The organism is Rhodococcus sp. IEGM 1241, assembly GCF_033142365.1.
GTDB lineage: Bacteria > Actinomycetota > Actinomycetes > Mycobacteriales > Mycobacteriaceae > Rhodococcus_F > Rhodococcus_F erythropolis.
In genome coordinates this window covers 50,932-66,760 of sequence record NZ_JAWLSE010000011.1, presented here as the reverse complement: position 1 = coordinate 66,760, position 15,829 = coordinate 50,932, and the positions used below count along the sequence as shown (strand labels likewise).

The following is a 15,829-nucleotide window of genomic DNA, read 5'->3' as shown; positions in this document are numbered from 1 at the left end:
GTGAGCGTCAACCCCACCGACCGAGTAGTCCCCACCTCCGCCCTGGTACGCGCCCGGGCCGGCATCTTCGGCATCTTCGGCATCAACGGATTTCTGCTCGCGATGTGGGTCGTCCACATTCCGTCCATCGAACACCGTGTGGGAATCAGTCACTCGACGCTCGGCTCACTGCTTCTCCTTCTTGCTGTCGGAGCCATTGCCGGTATGCAATTGAGCGGTCCGCTCGCCGATCGATACGGCAGCAGGCGCATGGTCATCCTGGCGGGTAGCGGGCTGGCATTCGCCACTCTCGGCCCGGGATTTGCCACGAACACCTGGCAACTGGGCGCTGCACTTGTTGTATTCGGCTTCGCGAACGGCGCGTTGGACGTGTCGATGAACTCGCAGGCTGTCGAGGCCGAACAGTTGTACCGGCGCCCGATCATGGCGGCCTTTCACGGCATGTTCTCGGTCGGCGGCGTATTAGGGTCCGTCATCGGATTCGGCACTCTCGCACTGGATCTTCCGCCGTACGTCACGCTCAGCATCGCGTCGGCAATCGGCTTGCTCGCGGTCTGGTTGTGCTCGCGACCCCTGCTCCCTCACGACGACGTGCATGCCGAAACCGCGTCGACTACCGGAAAGACACACGGCAGATTCTCGGCTCGCGTACTTGCCCTCGGAACCCTCGCCTTTGTTCTGATGCTGGCCGAGGGAGTGGCAAACGACTGGAGCGCACTGCAGGTCAAGGAAGATCTGGGTGTCTCGAATGCCGTTGCTGCACTGTCGTTCGGTGCATTCTCCGCCATGATGACCGTCGGCCGATTCACCGCGGATCGGATCAGCGCGGCAGTCGGCCCGGTGGCAGTGGTTCGCTACGGTGCGTTGCTCTCGTCCATCGGAATGCTGACCGTCGTGGTGTCGGGCTGGCTACCACTGACGTTGCTCGGTTGGGCCCTGTTCGGCGCCGGCCTGTCGGGATGCATTCCGCAGATCTTCACCACGGCGGGAAATCTGGGCTCAGGTTCGGCCGGCACCAACATGTCTCGCGTCGTCGGCATGGGATACATCGGATTCCTCGCCGGTCCGGCAACCATCGGCTGGGTCACCACGCTTGTGCCTCTCACCACAGCAATGTTGATCCCGTTTGCATGCGTCCTGGTCGCAGCGGCTTGTGCGGGTGTCGTTCGGCGCGATTCTCCGACCGCCTACAGACCTCACAGCTGATCCTCACGATCGGCACAGACTCAACAGGGATGCTGGTACTCGTGACCGTCTCGACCTCCACCCAGCACCCCGCTCCCTCCACAACCACTCGCTTCCTCGTCCTTGCTGCGATCGCCGTCGTAGCGCTGGGCGTCTTGTATTTCGTGCGACCCACCTCGCCTGGGGTGAGCGTCCCCGAACAGGTGCGCGCACTTGCCGAGTGGACGGTAGGCCGATTCGACGTCACCGCTGTACTCGCAGCCACTACTGCTCTGGCCGTCGTCTCGATGGTCCGCGGACTGCCATACGGTATCGGCGCGATCCTGCTCCTCGGAATGGGCGCCAATCTCACCAACGCGGCGTTCGGCTCCTGGCTCCCCGATGTGCCCCAGGACCTGTTGCCCAGCGGTCACGTGGCAGCGGCGACCGCGCTGTACTGCTCGGCGATCTTGATCTCCGCCCCGCAGTGGCGTCCGGTAGTCGCCGGTCTCGGATTCGTGGGGGTTGCTGCGATCGGCGCCAGCGCACTGGCCGCCGAGTTGAGCGGCCTTTTCGGAGTGATAGCTGGCGTTCTGATCGCTCTGGTATGGGCCTGTGCTGCAGCCATTTTGATGGCGCGATCGCCCATCGCCGCGAAACGTGAAGCGCTACGCCCGGATACAGCAGCAATCGCGTTCTCCCGGCACCGGAGCATCCGACTTTAGTCCTAAATCTTTGTGATTCAGAGATTCTCGCCGCTAAGCCCTCCCGCGACGGCGGGGCATGACGTATGTTCTGAAATGTCCGAATCAAGTAGTTCCACAGCGAAGGAGTCTTTACCGTGAGCCTCGAAGATCTGAACCCGCTCGAACTGATCCAGAAGTTGATCGAACTACTTTCCGGCTTCTCTTCCGACCCCGAAACCCCCGAGGTCCCGTAAAACGTCGCCAGAGGCGCCTGTTCCGAGTTTCGTCTCGGACCAGGCGCCTTTGTCGTTTCAGCACAAGAAGCCGTTTCGACACAGGGACACGAAAAAGGCACCCACCCGTGGTTACGAGTGGACGCCCTTCCGAGCTCGAGCGCTACAGCGCCTTGAGCTCCTCGGTTACTTCGGAGACCGACTTCTTGGCATCACCGAAGAGCATCGAGGTGCCCTCGGCGAAGAAGAGCGGGTTCTCGATACCGGCGAAACCGGAGTTCATCGAACGCTTGAGCACGATGACCGACTTCGACTGGTCGACGTTGAGGATCGGCATTCCGTGAATCGGTGAGCTCGGATCGTTGCGCGCCGCCGGGTTGGTGACGTCGTTCGCGCCGATCACCAAGGTGACATCGGTACGAGAGAACTCGTCGTTGATGTCGTCCATTTCCTTCATCGCGTCGTACGAGACATCCGCCTCTGCGAGAAGAACGTTCATGTGACCGGGCATACGGCCGGCGACCGGGTGAATGGCGTACTTGACCTCGACGCCCTTCGACTCGAGCAATTTCGCCATGTCCTTGACCGCGTGCTGAGCCTGCGCGACGGCAAGTCCGTATCCGGGTACGACGATGACCTGGTTGGCGTAGGCCATCTGGATAGCCGCGTCGGCGGCCGAGGTCGCCTTTGCCGTGCGCACGACGCCGTCGGAGGACGGCGCTTCGCCGCCGCCACCGAAGCCGCCGGCCACGATGGCCGGGATGGACCGGTTCATGGCCTTGGCCATGAGGTTGGTCAAGATGGTGCCCGAAGCACCCACGATCATGCCGGCGACGATCATCGCCTGGTTGTTGAGCGCCAAACCTGCAGCAGCAGCTGACAAACCGGTCAGAGCGTTGAGCAGCGAGATGACGACGGGCATGTCCGCGCCGCCGATGGGCAGCACGACCATCAGTCCGAGGATGCCCGAGAATACGAGCACGCCGACGATCCACAGTGAGCTGGTTGGGCCTTCCGGTGAGATCGCCTTGATACCGATGATTACCGAGAATGCGACGGCGGCAATGAGCAGCAGAGCATTGAGCGGCTGCTGGAGCTTACCGATTCCGATCGGACGACCAGGCAGAGTTTCCTGCAGCTTCAGGAACGCGATCACGCTGCCCCAGAAGGAGATCGATCCGATCACCGCAGCAAAGAGCGAAGCGATGACGATGTGCACCGTCGGCGACTCGCCGTGCTGGAAAGCGGTGAACCCGTCCGAGTCCAGGAATTCCGCGTACGCGATCAACGCGACCGTGCCGCCGCCGACACCGTTGAACAGTGCCACCAACTGCGGCATGGCCGTCATCTTCGTGCGCAGCGCCGGCGGGACGCCGAGCACGACACCGATGACAAGGCCGGCAGCGATGAGGATCCAGTTCCCCATCTCCGCATCACGAATGGAGATCAGAGTTGCAACGACGGCGATGAGCATGCCGACCGCGGCGATCTGGTTGCCGCGGACTGCGGTCTTCGGGCCGGTAAGGCCCATGAGGCCGTAGATGAACATCGAGAACGCGACAATGTAGAGCGCATTGACCAGGTATTCCATTACTGGTCACCATCCTTCGACACAGACTTGGCGGCCGGCTTGGCCTTGAACATCGCCAACATGCGGTCCGTGACCACAAAACCACCGACAACGTTCACGGTTCCGAAGACGAGCGCGACGAACAAGATGATCTGCAACCCGATCGAGGGATCGTGCACCTTGCCCAGGACGACCAACGCACCCAGGACGACGATGCCGTGGATGGCGTTCGTGCCGGACATCAACGGGGTGTGCAGGGTGTTCGGAACTTTGGAGATCACAGCGAAACCGACGAACCCGGACAACACCAGGATCGCGATGTTCGCCAGAAGTGATGTGTACATCAGGCGCCCTTCTCTTCACGGGTGACGCACGCACCGGCCAGAACCTCGTCGGAGAAATCAGGCGCCAATGCAGCAACATTCCCCGTCGCTTCGCTCGCCCCGCCATCGACGAGCATCAGTTCGATCAGCGCGGAAATGTTCTTCGAGTACAACTCGGACGCATGCTCAGGCATGGACGCCGGCAAATTCAGCGGAGAGCAAATGGTCACGCCGTGTTTGACGACGGTTTGACCCGGCTCGGTCAGCTCGCAGTTACCGCCGGTTTCACCCGCGAGGTCGACCACGACACTGCCCGGCTTCATGCCTTCGGCCGCGGCAGCGGTGACCAGGCGCGGCGCCGGACGACCCGGAACCAGAGCAGTGGTGATCACAACGTCGAAGCCCTTGATCGCATCTTCGAGTGCCTGCTGCTGCTTCGCTCGCTCGTCGTCGGTCAACTCGCGGGCGTATCCACCCTCGCCCGCCGCATCGATTCCGAGGTCGAGCCACTGTGCACCCACCGAACGCACCTGGTCGGCGACCTCAGGACGCACGTCGTACCCGGTAGCGCGGCCACCAAGGCGCTTGGCTGTCGCCAGCGCCTGCAGACCTGCCACACCCACTCCGAGCACCAGAACGGTCGCAGGCTTCACCGTGCCTGCAGCGGTGGAGAGCATCGGGAAGAACCGCGTCGACTCCGATGCTGCCAACAGAACAGCCTTGTACCCCGACACGTTCGCCTGCGAGGACAACGCGTCCATCACCTGCGCGCGGGAGATACGAGGAATCGCCTCCACGGCGTATCCTTCGATGCCGGCGGCCTTCAACTCGGCGATGCGGTTGTCCGCGTTACGCGGATTCAGGAAACCGATGAGCTTCGCGCCGGTACTGATCCGGGCGATCTCTTCTGTCGACGGGGGCGCAACCTTGACCACGACGTCAGCAGTCCACGGATCGCCGATCTTCGCGCCGGCAGCGGTGTACAACTCGTCGGGAATCAACGCCCCGAGACCGGCCCCGGACTCGACGACCACGTCGACGCCCTTGCCGATCAAAGCGGACACAATTTTCGGCACCAATGCGACCCGACGCTCACCATCACTCGATTCTCGAGGGACGCCGACCGTCGGACGCACTTGTGCGCTCTTCGATGTTTCCATTTTCCATTACCTTCTGCGGTTGGTGGTTCGCCTGCTGCGACGAGCGGCAACCAGCATGTGATGAGCGGAAGATGACCCGCTTTTGGGTGAATGGTGACTGATAGTAGCCAGAGTTACCGCGGCGTAGGGAAACCGACGACGCACTTTCTCCATCTGAATCGAGTCCGAACAGTATGTTTGGACATACCCCAAGAAGCCTACTGTGAGGCCGATCACACTCGAATGGCGGGCTATTCCACTATTTGAAACGGCCGAAAGACGAAAAGGCATGAGAATGACGCGCCGAATAATCACCGTCGAGCGAGTTTACGAACCAGCTTCCGAATGTAACGCCGTCCGTCTCCTCGTCGACCGACTCTGCCCGCGCGGCGTCAAACGCGAAAACCTGCAGTACGCATCGCACCGGCATCGGATTCTCGACCCGTTGTTCTACTGACAGCAAGCAAGGACCTGCGATACAGCCACGCGCAGGTCCTTGCCGACTATCTCGCAGAATTACTCTGATGTCCTAGCATTTCACCGGAGGATCAACTGCTCACATATTGAGACCGCAACTTGTGCTTTACGAGCTTTCCTGTCGCGGTCCTAGGCAATTCGTCGGCAAAGTCGATGCTTCTCGGAGCTTTGAAATGTGCAACCTGGCTGCGAACGTATTCCAGCAATTCCTCGGCGACATGGGCACTCGGCTCGACTCCCTCCACCAGTTGGACAACCGCCTTGACCTGTTCGCCCATTTCTTCATCGGGAACACCGATGACCGCCACGTCGAACACTTTCGGATGCAAGGTAAGGATGTTCTCGGACTCCTGCGGATAGATATTGACGCCACCAGAGATAATCGTGAATGCCGCACGATCGGTCAGATAAAGGAAACGCTCGGAGTCGATATAGCCGATATCTCCACTCGTCGTCCACGTCGGATGATCCGGATGCTGCGCGGCAGCCGTTTTCTCAGGGTCGTTGTGGTACCGGAATGGCAGAGTCTCCCGCTCCCAGAACACGGTACCGATCTCGCCGACCGGAAGATCACGCCCGGCGTCGTCACAGATGTGCACGATCCCCATCACTCCGTCACGACCGACGGAACCCGGATGCGCCAAGGCCTGCTCGCTGTTGATGAAGGTGGCGCCCGAACCCTCGGTCGAGGCGTAGTACTCGTGGATCACCGGCCCCCACCAGTCGATCATTGCCGCCTTCACTTCAGGCGGACAAGGAGCAGCAGCATGAATGGCGACCTTCACCGTCGAAACGTCGTAACGATCGCGGGTCTCCTTCGGAAGTTTCAACATTCGAACGAACATCGTCGGTACCCACTGACTGTGCGTTACAGCGTATTTACCGATCAACTCCAGCGCGGTTTCGGCTTCGAATGCATCCATCAAGATCACGGTTCCGCCGACCGAATTGATCACGCCACAAAAGCGCAGGGGCGCCGCGTGATAGACCGGAGCCGGGCACAAATAGACTGTGTCGGAATCGAACCCGTACATCGGCGCGAACACCGCGGTGTACGGATCCATGGTGGTGTCCACCTCGCCCTCCGGAAGGTCTCCCTTGATCCCCTTCGGCCTGCCGGTGGTTCCGGACGAGTACAACATGTCAGCCCCACGTGGCTGCGAGTCGAGTGGATCGGCGGACTGAGCATCGACCGCATCCTCGTAGTCGTCGAAACCCTCGAGGGCGCCGCCGTACACCAATCGGTGACGCACGCGCGGAATCAGCTTCTCGTCCAACGGAACTGCTGTCGACGCCTGACCCGACGCCACCAGAATTGTCGCCTCGCAGTCGTCGACGATGTAGGCGGTCTCCGCAGCCGTGAGATGCCAGTTCACCGCAGTGATGTAGAGACCTGATCTCAATGCTGCCCAGTACACCTCGAACGCCCGGAGATCGTTGTTCGAGATGAGAGCGACGTGGTCCCCAGGCTTGGCACCGACACTTCGGAAGTATCGCGCCAACTGCGTCGACCGTTCGTCGAGTTCCCGATAGGTGATGGACTCACCCGTCGCCGGGCGAATGACGGCGGGCTTGTCCGGCGTGGACTGGACAAAATTTCCTGGAAACACGAAGACTCCTCTGTCGGTGACGACAACGCCGCGTGAGCCTGCTTCGGCGTCGACAATCCTGGTCTACCACAGGAACTCTGCCTCCCTCGGACGTTTGGCGACACCGACTCGAAGCATGGGAATGCCCGCTCACTTATCCGGCGCGACATACAGTGAGGAGAACCGCACCGTCCGAAACAGGAGATGTCCGCATGAGTGGTTGGCCCCAGGACGCAGTAGTCGACGCGTTGACCGAGGAATGGAAAGTCATCGACGCACTGCTTGCCGAACTCGACGGTGACCAGTGGTTGGCACCGTCCAACCTTCCGGGGTGGACGGTTCATGACATCGTGTCCCACCTGATCGGTACGGAATCACTGCTCGCGGGCATCAATCCGCCGTCGATCGACCTGGACGTGCACGCATTGCCTCACGTCCACAACGAGATTGCGGCGTTCAACGAGCGCTGGGTCGAAGGCCTGAGGCGGACGCCGCACGCGGACTTGTTGGCCCACTATCGCGATATCACCGCCACGCGAGCCGACGCTCTTCGCTCGATGACGGGCGCAGACTGGGACGCCGAGACACAAACACCGGTCGGTCTTGCGCCCTATGGCCGGTTCATGCGCATTCGGACCTTCGACTGTTGGATGCACGAACTCGACATCAGAGATGCAGTCGGCATTCCGGGCGAGGAAGGCGGATTGCGCGCGGAGACTGCATTCGGCGAAATCACCAGCGCGCTCGGATTTGTCGTCGGGAAACGAGGAAAGGCACCCGAGGGAGCACGGATCACTTTCGAACTCGAAGGGCCACTTGCCCGTTCACTTCACATCTCGGTCGATGCGCGTGCAACGCTCGTCCCGGAGCTCGACGGTCCGGCGACCACGACCATCTCGATGAGCTCACCGCTCTTCACCCGGATTGCCGGTGGCCGCGTCCAGGCGTCCGATCACCGAACCGACATCTCGCTTCGCGGTGACACCACGGTGGGCGCACGCGTCGTCGACAATCTGGCGTTCACGATTTGAGAGCTGGGCGGGTAGGTCGCGAAGGTACTGAGAAGTGAAACTGTTTCTCTCGTCCTACCGTTTCGGCGACCACCGCGAGGCTTTTGTCGATCTTGTAGGCCGCGGCGCGCGCATAGCGGTGATCGCCGCGGCTGCAGATTCGTGGCCCGTCAATGCCCGCAGTTCGGCAGTGACAAGCGAATTGACCCCATTGCGGGCTGCGGGCTTCACGGCAGAGGAAGTTGACGTCCGAGACTTCCTGGGGGCACCGGAAGCACTCGAAGTCCGGCTTCGCGAATTCGACTGCCTGTGGGTTCGCGGCGGAAACACGTTCGTCCTGCGAGCTCAGCTAGCCCGAAGCGGCGCAGATCGGGTCATCGAGATGCTGGTTCGTTCGGGCCTCGTGGCCTATGCGGGATACAGCGCGGGAGCGTGTCTGGTGACTCCGACTCTGATCGGGCTCGACGCGTCGGACGACCCCGCTGAAGTCACGCCTACGTGCGGTATCGACCCGATCTGGTCCGGGCTCGCGCTGGTCGACTTCGCGATAGTGCCGCACGGCGGCGATTCGTTACTCGAAGATCCGCAGGTGACCGCGCGGACGGTCGCAGCGCTGACCACTGCTGGCGCGCAATTCACCGTGCTTACTGATCAAGAGGTGATAGTCGTCGACCGCTGATCTGACGCTGACGGTTGATCTTGACGCAGACTGGGCAGTCGACTCGGCCCGACTGGATCAGCCGTGCTCTGCCACCGCGGTTCCGGCTGCCGGCGACTGACGCTCCAGCCTCGTCCACGCAATCTCCCAGCGCTTGACCGAGACCTCGTCGGCGTCCTCGAGAAGGGCGTCGAGGAGCAGGCGCGGATTTTCGCGCCATGCCAGTTCGGCGGCATGGACCTCCGCAGCCGAGAACAACCCGGACGCCTCGAGATCGCGAATCCACTCGCAGATCTCGCCCCGGTGGATCCGTGCGATGGTCTCGTATCCCAGACCTTCGTCAAGGAAGTCGTACGAAAAAATTGCGGCAAAGTAACTGTTCGACTCACGCTGCCCGAAAATCATGTGCGTTCCTTCCTCGAAGTTGTCCGACGAAGACTCGAAATCGAACCGTTGCGAAGCCGCACCAAAGTTTTTTTGGCGAAGTTGTAACGCTTCTTCTATCCCCGACGATTCAAACGCTAACCCCCCAAGCGGGTCTTTGGGATCACGTCCGAGAAACGATCTGATGACCAAGGCAATACCCCTGGGGTTTCCGGGCGCTCGCACCCTTCGCCGACACACAATCCGCGCCCCGCTGACCTGCAATTTGCCCGTTTCAGGCCCTCCACTTAATCCATCCGAACAGATGACAAAAAACTTTGTGACGAGTCCCACATATTGGGATGTTTACGTTCGCGATGCATATGTATCACCCAATGCGGGCACAAAAGTACGGGCAAATCGGCACGTACAGACCAGTTTTCTTCCTGATCCGACACGACCAAGGTCCCTTGAACGGTCGTCCAGTTGTAGTTGCGCTAAGTAACGGAACTCACGCCGGCAAGCGATATTGCGGACCGCCTGCCAGGTAGCGTGGCTCCACAGAACGCAGACGCGGCGCGCCGCAACCGGCCGCCCTTTCGAAACGGAGCCCGAAGATGACCGAGACAGTGGCGCACAACTCCGCGGAAACGCGCTTCGAGATCCGTGTCGACGGCGAACTGGCCGGTTTTGCCGAGTACTCGGACCATTCCGGTGTCCGTGATTTCCACCACACGGTGACGTACCCACAGTTTCGCGGGCGCGGGCTTGCCGCCATCGTGGTGCGTGAAGCGCTCGATCAGACCCGGAACGAGGGATTGAAGATCCTTCCGACGTGCTCGTACGTCGAGAAGTTTGTTGCAGAGAACCCCGTTTACCAGGCATAACCGAACGAGGACGGTCCGCGAAAAATCACTCGCGGACCTGCAACCCCCGCTGCTAGCGTCGATGGTGCCGTCGTCGAAACTCTCGAAATCCTGGTCGGCACCATCTCGGGGAAGGAAAGAACGTGGTCGCCTCAGCAGATCGGCGCCCACCTGCATCCGAGGACGTAGTTACCCCCAGCTATCTCCCTCTCGTCCTCGTCAATCTCGCGACGCTGTTCTCGGCGATCGGCAACGGTATCGCCATCGTCGTACTCCCCTGGCTTGTTCTCGAACGAACCGGCCGGGCTACCGACGCGGCGATAGTTGCCGGCGCAGCAGCCATTCCGCTACTCGTGTCGAGCCTGTTCTCGGGGACATTCGTCGACAAATTCGGACGCCGTCGAACGTCGATGATTTCCGACGCTCTTTCGGCGATGTCCGTAGCGGCGATCCCGATCATCGCGGCCACCGCGGGCTTGACGATCCCGGTGATCGCGGCGTTGGCCGCGCTCGGTGCGGTGTTCGACCCCGCCGGAATGGCGGCGAGGGAGTCCATGCTGCCTGCAGCAACTCGGACAGCCAAGTGGAAGCTCGATCGCACCAACAGCGTGTATGAGGCCAATTTCAACGTCGCATATCTGATCGGCCCTGGCATCGGCGGTGTCCTGATCGCAACGATCGGGGCGGTGAACACGCTCTGGGTGACGGCGGCTGGTTTTGTGTTCTCGATCGTCGTGGTTGCCTTCATCCGCCTTCCTGGCGCCGGAGTCCCCGAACACGAACATCGTCCGAAATCGATCTGGCACGGCACACTCGACGGTCTTCGGTTCGTCTGGAACAACAAACTGCTGCGCACTCTGGCGCTGATCGACATGGCCGTCGTCGCGCTCTACATGCCGGTGGAGAGTGTCGTGTTCCCGGTGTACTTCACAGAGTTGGATCAACCGGCGCAACTCGGATCGGTGCTGATGGCATTGGCGATCGGCGGCATCATCGGCTCTCTCGCCTACGCTCCGCTGGCACCGATCATGTCCCGGCGACTGATCATGATTTTTGCCGTTGCCGTTCTCGGCATAGCGATGCTTGCCATGGCGCTTCTACCTCCGCTGTGGGTGATCCTCGTGCTCGCCGGACTGCAGGGGCTCGTCTACGGACCAGTCGGCCCGATCGCCAACTACGCCATGCAGACGCACAGCCCGGAGCACATGCGCGGACGCGTCGTCGGTGTCATGACGTCGACGGCCTACGCCGCCGGCCCGCTGGGTTACCTCGCGGTCGGCCCTCTGCTCGATCAACTCGGAATCGCGTCGACCTTTGTGGCCCTGTCGATTCCGATCATCCTGATCGCCGCAGTCTGTGCCTCCCTGCCGGTGCTTCGCGAACTGGATCGTCCGCGACACTCGACCGACGTCAGTTGAACCCCATCACGTCGTTTCCCCAGGCGACGCGCAGTCCGTGATCGGGGTCGCTGACGAGGGTGTCGGCCGAGTCGATCAACAGCGTCGACCGCTTCTCTTCCTCGTACGGCGCCCAGTGCTTCGAACCGTCGAGAGCTGCCGGCACGGCATGCCGCGCGAAGGCCAGCCATCGCCGTTGAATACGGCCGGCTACCTCCATCGCAGCCTTCCGTCCACCCAGCCAGAACGTGGGGTCGACGTTCAGTGTTCCGAAATTGCCGAATACATAGGGTAATTCGGTCGCGTGGCCCGCGCCGATCCGTGCGGCCTTGAGCATCGGCGTCGCGTGATCGAAGCGGTACACCCACGTAGGGGAATGCCTGCAGTGGGCGTCGGCGATCCACAGAGTCGGCATGCGAAACGCCGCGTCCCGCGACAGTGCCAGCGCGCCACTCGGTTTCGCGTGATCAGGGTAAGCCGACATGATCTCGGCAAGTTTGGTCGCGGAGATGTCTGGGTGATCATCCGCCAGCAGTTGCAGCATGGCCTCGACCGACTGCGCGCTCACCGGCATCAGCGGAGACTTCATGAACTTGAAGATCGACGCCTCGTCCTTGTTGGAACCGATGATCAGTGGGATTCGGTGCGCGTAACCCTTCTGGAAAGCCGCAACCGGGTAGTGCGGCACCAGATCACGATCGACAACGGGTGCCATCGCCAAAGTTCCCGGAATCCGGGTCGGAATTTCGTTGACCAGGTCATCGCTTGCCTTGACGAGCAGTTCCAGATCCGTGGTCAGCAGATCGCCTGCGTCTTCAGGGTCGATCGAGAGCAGTTCGAGAAACCGCTCCGCCACGGTCTTGGCGCGCTCGGCCCCGTAGACGGAGGTCGCGGGAGGACTCTGGGCAATCGCACGATGGAACAGACCTTCGGCGCTCGGACAGGTCATGAGCGTCGTGATGGATCCTGCGCCGGAGGACTCACCGAACACCGTCACCGCACTCGGGTCACCCCCGAAGGCGTCGATGTTGTCTCGAACCCATTCGAGCGCCGCAATCTGGTCTCGCAGACCACAGTTCGATTCGAAAACGGTATCCGCGGTGGAGAATCCAGACAGGTCCAGGAATCCGAGGGCACCGACGCGATAGTTGAAGGAGACGAGAACGACGTCACCGGTTTCAGCCAGATGACGGCCGTCGTAGATCGTTTGGGCGGCGGACCCGAGGCAGTAGGCGCCGCCGTGAATCCACACCATCACCGGTCGCGGCGTGCCGTCGGGGCGCGGGGCCCACACGTTGATCGACAGACAGTCTTCGTCGATTTTGAAGGCCCGGTCGATCGGAACCGCCGGACTCTGGCCCTGCGGCGCGATCGGCCCGAACTCACGACAGTCGCGCACCCCGTCCCACGGCTCAGCGGGTTGCGGCGCGCGGAATCTCCGTTCACCCACCGGCGCTGCTGCGTAAGGCATGCCCTTCCACGCGAATATTCCGCCATCCGGATACCCGCGGGCTTCTCCGCCGCGGGCACGGATCACGAGTGTTCCGTCCTCGCCAAGATTTGGTCGAACGTCGGTCTCCATGTCTGAATCCCCTCCCGACCCGCGCGTATGGCAAACAAGACCAAACGTACCAACATAAGGCCGATGTGCGTCGACTACTCAACTGCCAGGTAGGCGCCGACGAAGCAGAGGCTCGGTGTTAAGGTCGCCTAGTTCTGACACGGGGTGCTCCGCATGGGCGGGGCTGAGAACACACCCGGGAACCTGATCAGGTAATGCTGACGAAGGGATGTCATGGCTACTACGCAGCCTGCATACAATTCTGCCGAAAACTCGGTGGCCACAGCGCCGTCGACGGATCGGTTCACCGATCGGCTCTGGGCCGAGACGAAGGTCCTCCGCGAGTCGATCGACTCACTGGAGTTCCTCGAACGCCTCGGCGACGGAACCTTGCCTCTCGACGCGTTCCGCACGTACATCGAGCAGGACAAGCTTTATCTCGAGGGGTATTCGAAAGCGTTGTCCCTGGTCGCGGCCCACGCCCCGGATCCGCAGTCGGCGGGCTTCTGGTCGAATTCCGCGTCCACGGCAGCGACAGTGGAATCTGCGCTTCACGACGGACTTCTCACCGGTGGAATTCTTCCAGCGGGATCGGGAAGGCTCGAGCATTCGCAGGCCTGCCTGGGATACGTCTCGTATCTGACGGCGACTGCGGCAACTGCGCCTTACCCGGTCTCCGCAGCGGCAGTACTCCCCTGCTTCTGGATCTACGCCGAGGTCGGCCGCGATCTTGCCGCTTCAGCGCGCGAGGTACTCGACGCCGATCCGTCGCATCCGTACGCACAGTGGGTCACGACGTACGACGCACCCGAATTCCACGAGTCGGTGGCGCAGGCCCGCGTACTGGTCGATGCTGCGGCCGAAGCAGCCACCGAGACAGAGCGTGAGGCGATGAGTGAAGCATTCCGCATCGCCAGTCGCTACGAGTTGATGTTCTGGGATTCCGCACTCCACCAGCAGCCTTGGCCGGCGTCGTGATGTCGTTTGCGGCGCTGCGCCGCACACTTGCCACGTCTGCCGCGATCGCAGCCGCATTCACAGTTCTGACCGGATGCGCCGCTGACACCGGCTCTTCCGACGGGACCATTCGGTTCGCACTCGACTGGACCCCGAACACGAACCACACCGGTTTGTACGTTGCACTCCAAGAGGGCTACTTCGAGGACGCCGGTCTGGACGTCTCGATCCTGCCGTACAACAACACCTCGCCCGACACCCTGGTCGACGCCGGCAACGCGGAGTTCGGCATCAGCACACAGAGTCAGGCCACGTTCGCCCGAGCGGCCGGCGCCGCCACGACGTCCGTCATCGCGCCACTTCAGCACCGCGCCACCGGCATCGGTGTGAAGGCGGATCGTGCGGACATCACGCGCCCGCGTGATCTCGACGGAAAGACGTACGCCGGGTTCGGCGATCCCGGCGAAGTCGAGACACTGCAGCAGATCATCCGCAACGACGGCGGGACCGGGAACTTCACGACGGTCACGCTCGGTACGTCTGCTTACGAAGCCGTGTACTCGGGCCAGGCCGATTTCACGGTCTCCTACTTTGCGTGGGAAGGCCTCGAAGCGGAGCGAAACGGAACTCCGATGCGGTACTTCCAGTACACCGATTACGGCTTCCCCGATGCGTATTCGATCGTGATCAACGGCAACCAGCAGTGGTTGAAGGACCATCCCGACGAGGCACGCAAGTTCGTCAAGGCCGTTCAACGCGGATATCAGACTGCTGCCGACAACCCGGACCAGGCCGCGCAGGATCTCATCGACGCGAACCCCGGAGCTTTCACCGACGAAGACCTCGTCCGTGACAGTCAGCGGATGCTCGCCGCCGACTACATGAAAGACGCCAACGGCGTCGTGGGCGCCCAGAATCTCGAAACCTGGTCGGGTTATTCGGGATTCCTCTTCGACAACGGATTGCTCGCCGGACCGGACGGGAAGCCGCTGACCCAGAAGCCGGACTGGTCGGAGTACTTCACCAATGAGTATCTCGACGCGTCCTGACGTGAGCGGACGGCTGGTCTCGACCATGCGGCGGGCGCTTCCCGCGCTCGCCGTGGTGGTGCTCCTCGTAGCGGCGTGGCAGATCTACGTCGAGATCAGTGGGATTCGGCCGCAGGTACTTCCGTCTCCGGGGCGCGTTCTGTCCCAGGGGTGGGACAACCGCGAGATCATCTCCGGCCACGCCTGGTCGACATTGCAGGTCACGTTGGTCGGCTTCACTGTTTCATTGGTGTTGGCCTGGATTCTTGCTGTGGTCGTGGACTTTTCGCCGTGGTTGTCACGCGCGCTGGTACCACTTTTTGTCGTCTCGCAGACGCTGCCGATCATCGCCATCGCGCCGCTGATGATCATCTGGTTCGGCTTCGGGTTGCTGCCGAAGGTGTTGGTGATCGCACTTGCGACGTTCTTCCCCATGACCATCGGACTCATCGAGGGATTCGCCGCGGCCGACCGTGAAGCGGGCGCTCTCCTGCGCAGTATGGGCAGCACTCGCTGGCAGGAGTTCCGATACGTTCGCCTTCCTTCGGCAATTCCGCGATTCTTCACCGCCCTGCGCATCGGCATCACCTACGCGGTCGTGGGTGCGGTGTTCTCCGAATACGTCGGCGCTACTTCCGGTTTGGGTATCTACATGAGCACCCAGAAGAACTCCTTCCGCACCGACCTGGTGTTGGCGGCCGTACTGGTGACCGCGTTGATCAGCGTCACGCTGTACTTGCTGACGTTCGCCATCGAGCGCATCGTTGCACCATGGGCGATGAACGAAAGGTCGCGGACATGACTGACC

At 61.7% G+C, this 15,829-nt stretch carries 16 protein-coding genes and 1 riboswitch; of the genes, 10 read left to right on the top strand and 6 right to left on the bottom strand.

What is annotated here, in order from left to right:
* Complete coding sequence (locus R4P70_RS29230; protein WP_317833124.1) at positions 1-1,206, top strand: MFS transporter; 1,206 nt, start codon at positions 1-3, stop codon at positions 1,204-1,206.
* Positions 1,207-1,235: 29 nt separating this feature from the next.
* A complete protein-coding gene (locus tag R4P70_RS29225) occupies positions 1,236-1,889 on the top strand; it encodes a hypothetical protein (protein WP_020908349.1) in 654 nt (217 codons plus the stop codon).
* A gap of 357 nt (positions 1,890-2,246) precedes the next feature.
* Here the strand turns inward: R4P70_RS29225 and R4P70_RS29220 are convergent, their stop codons facing one another.
* Genes R4P70_RS29220 through R4P70_RS29210 form a run of 3 tightly spaced genes read right to left on the bottom strand, consistent with a single transcriptional unit; the run spans position 2,247 to position 5,136 of the window.
* Positions 2,247-3,674: an NAD(P)(+) transhydrogenase (Re/Si-specific) subunit beta gene (locus tag R4P70_RS29220; protein WP_317833122.1), complete on the bottom strand. Its 1,428-nt coding sequence runs from the start codon at positions 3,672-3,674 to the stop codon at positions 2,247-2,249.
* Positions 3,674-3,997 carry an NAD(P) transhydrogenase subunit alpha gene (locus tag R4P70_RS29215; protein WP_003941319.1) on the bottom strand — a complete coding sequence of 108 codons (324 nt, stop codon included), beginning with the start codon at positions 3,995-3,997 and terminating at the stop codon, positions 3,674-3,676. Before R4P70_RS29215 ends, R4P70_RS29220 begins: the two co-directional genes overlap by 1 nt.
* Positions 3,997-5,136, bottom strand: a complete 1,140-nt coding sequence (locus tag R4P70_RS29210; RefSeq protein ID WP_317833120.1) for an NAD(P) transhydrogenase subunit alpha — start codon at positions 5,134-5,136, stop codon at positions 3,997-3,999. The genes R4P70_RS29215 and R4P70_RS29210 overlap by 1 nt, the downstream gene beginning before the upstream one ends.
* 274 nt (positions 5,137-5,410) lie before the next feature.
* Here R4P70_RS29210 and R4P70_RS29205 point away from each other — a divergent pair, with 274 nt between their 5' ends.
* Positions 5,411-5,572, top strand: a complete 162-nt coding sequence (locus R4P70_RS29205; protein WP_317833118.1) for a hypothetical protein — start codon at positions 5,411-5,413, stop codon at positions 5,570-5,572.
* 91 nt (positions 5,573-5,663) lie between these two features.
* Here R4P70_RS29205 and R4P70_RS29200 read toward each other — a convergent pair whose 3' ends face one another.
* Entirely contained in the window at positions 5,664-7,202 is a 1,539-nt protein-coding gene (locus tag R4P70_RS29200; RefSeq protein ID WP_070385712.1) for an AMP-binding protein, read from the bottom strand.
* Between the two features lie 191 nt (positions 7,203-7,393).
* Between R4P70_RS29200 and R4P70_RS29195 the strand changes: the two genes are divergently transcribed.
* Both R4P70_RS29195 and R4P70_RS29190 read left to right on the top strand, forming a co-directional pair.
* Positions 7,394-8,212: a maleylpyruvate isomerase family mycothiol-dependent enzyme gene (locus tag R4P70_RS29195; protein WP_182262223.1), complete on the top strand. Its 819-nt coding sequence runs from the start codon at positions 7,394-7,396 to the stop codon at positions 8,210-8,212.
* Between the two features lie 34 nt (positions 8,213-8,246).
* A complete protein-coding gene (locus R4P70_RS29190) occupies positions 8,247-8,870 on the top strand; it encodes a Type 1 glutamine amidotransferase-like domain-containing protein (RefSeq protein WP_069147277.1) in 624 nt (207 codons plus the stop codon).
* Between the two features lie 57 nt (positions 8,871-8,927).
* Here R4P70_RS29190 and R4P70_RS29185 read toward each other — a convergent pair whose 3' ends face one another.
* Positions 8,928-9,254: a hypothetical protein gene (locus R4P70_RS29185; RefSeq protein WP_003941297.1), complete on the bottom strand. Its 327-nt coding sequence runs from the start codon at positions 9,252-9,254 to the stop codon at positions 8,928-8,930.
* A gap of 575 nt (positions 9,255-9,829) precedes the next feature.
* Here R4P70_RS29185 and R4P70_RS29180 point away from each other — a divergent pair.
* A complete protein-coding gene (locus tag R4P70_RS29180; protein WP_020908356.1) occupies positions 9,830-10,099 on the top strand; it encodes a GNAT family N-acetyltransferase in 270 nt (89 codons plus the stop codon).
* Positions 10,100-10,221: 122 nt separating this feature from the next.
* Positions 10,222-11,496: an MFS transporter gene (locus R4P70_RS29175; protein WP_020908357.1), complete on the top strand. Its 1,275-nt coding sequence runs from the start codon at positions 10,222-10,224 to the stop codon at positions 11,494-11,496.
* Here the strand turns inward: R4P70_RS29175 and R4P70_RS29170 are convergent.
* Positions 11,489-13,057, bottom strand: coding sequence for a carboxylesterase/lipase family protein (locus tag R4P70_RS29170; RefSeq protein ID WP_020970099.1), 1,569 nt, complete (start codon positions 13,055-13,057; stop codon positions 11,489-11,491). The two genes, R4P70_RS29175 and R4P70_RS29170, sit on opposite strands and share 8 nt — an antisense overlap.
* Positions 13,058-13,187: 130 nt before the next feature.
* Positions 13,188-13,283: riboswitch (TPP riboswitch) on the top strand.
* On the opposite strand from R4P70_RS29170, the gene R4P70_RS29165 reads away from it, so the two are divergent.
* From R4P70_RS29165 to R4P70_RS29155, 3 genes are all read left to right on the top strand, one after another.
* The gene (locus R4P70_RS29165; protein ID WP_019749242.1) at positions 13,271-14,014 is read left to right on the top strand and encodes a TenA family protein; all 744 of its coding nucleotides are present in this window, start codon (positions 13,271-13,273) and stop codon (positions 14,012-14,014) included. It overlaps the preceding riboswitch by 13 nt.
* On the top strand, positions 14,014-15,042 hold the full coding sequence (locus R4P70_RS29160; RefSeq protein ID WP_019749243.1) for an ABC transporter substrate-binding protein: 1,029 nt from the start codon (positions 14,014-14,016) through the stop codon (positions 15,040-15,042). The genes R4P70_RS29165 and R4P70_RS29160 overlap by 1 nt, the downstream gene beginning before the upstream one ends.
* Entirely contained in the window at positions 15,020-15,823 is an 804-nt protein-coding gene (locus R4P70_RS29155) for an ABC transporter permease (RefSeq protein ID WP_003941393.1), read from the top strand. Before R4P70_RS29160 ends, R4P70_RS29155 begins: the two co-directional genes overlap by 23 nt.
* The last annotated feature ends 6 nt before the right edge of the window (positions 15,824-15,829 follow it).

Coding starts and splice junctions, on each gene's coding strand:
- R4P70_RS29195 (WP_182262223.1), top strand. CDS start 7,394: ATGAGTGGTTGGCCCCAGGACGCAGTAGTCGACGCGTTGACCGAGGAA.
- R4P70_RS29215 (WP_003941319.1), bottom strand. CDS start 3,997: ATGTACACATCACTTCTGGCGAACATCGCGATCCTGGTGTTGTCCGGG.
- R4P70_RS29220 (WP_317833122.1), bottom strand. CDS start 3,674: ATGGAATACCTGGTCAATGCGCTCTACATTGTCGCGTTCTCGATGTTC.
- R4P70_RS29155 (WP_003941393.1), top strand. CDS start 15,020: ATGAGTATCTCGACGCGTCCTGACGTGAGCGGACGGCTGGTCTCGACC.
- R4P70_RS29205 (WP_317833118.1), top strand. CDS start 5,411: ATGACGCGCCGAATAATCACCGTCGAGCGAGTTTACGAACCAGCTTCC.
- R4P70_RS29165 (WP_019749242.1), top strand. CDS start 13,271: ATGGCTACTACGCAGCCTGCATACAATTCTGCCGAAAACTCGGTGGCC.
- R4P70_RS29180 (WP_020908356.1), top strand. CDS start 9,830: ATGACCGAGACAGTGGCGCACAACTCCGCGGAAACGCGCTTCGAGATC.
- R4P70_RS29185 (WP_003941297.1), bottom strand. CDS start 9,254: ATGATTTTCGGGCAGCGTGAGTCGAACAGTTACTTTGCCGCAATTTTT.
- R4P70_RS29160 (WP_019749243.1), top strand. CDS start 14,014: ATGTCGTTTGCGGCGCTGCGCCGCACACTTGCCACGTCTGCCGCGATC.
- R4P70_RS29170 (WP_020970099.1), bottom strand. CDS start 13,057: ATGGAGACCGACGTTCGACCAAATCTTGGCGAGGACGGAACACTCGTG.
- R4P70_RS29210 (WP_317833120.1), bottom strand. CDS start 5,136: ATGGAAACATCGAAGAGCGCACAAGTGCGTCCGACGGTCGGCGTCCCT.
- R4P70_RS29225 (WP_020908349.1), top strand. CDS start 1,236: ATGCTGGTACTCGTGACCGTCTCGACCTCCACCCAGCACCCCGCTCCC.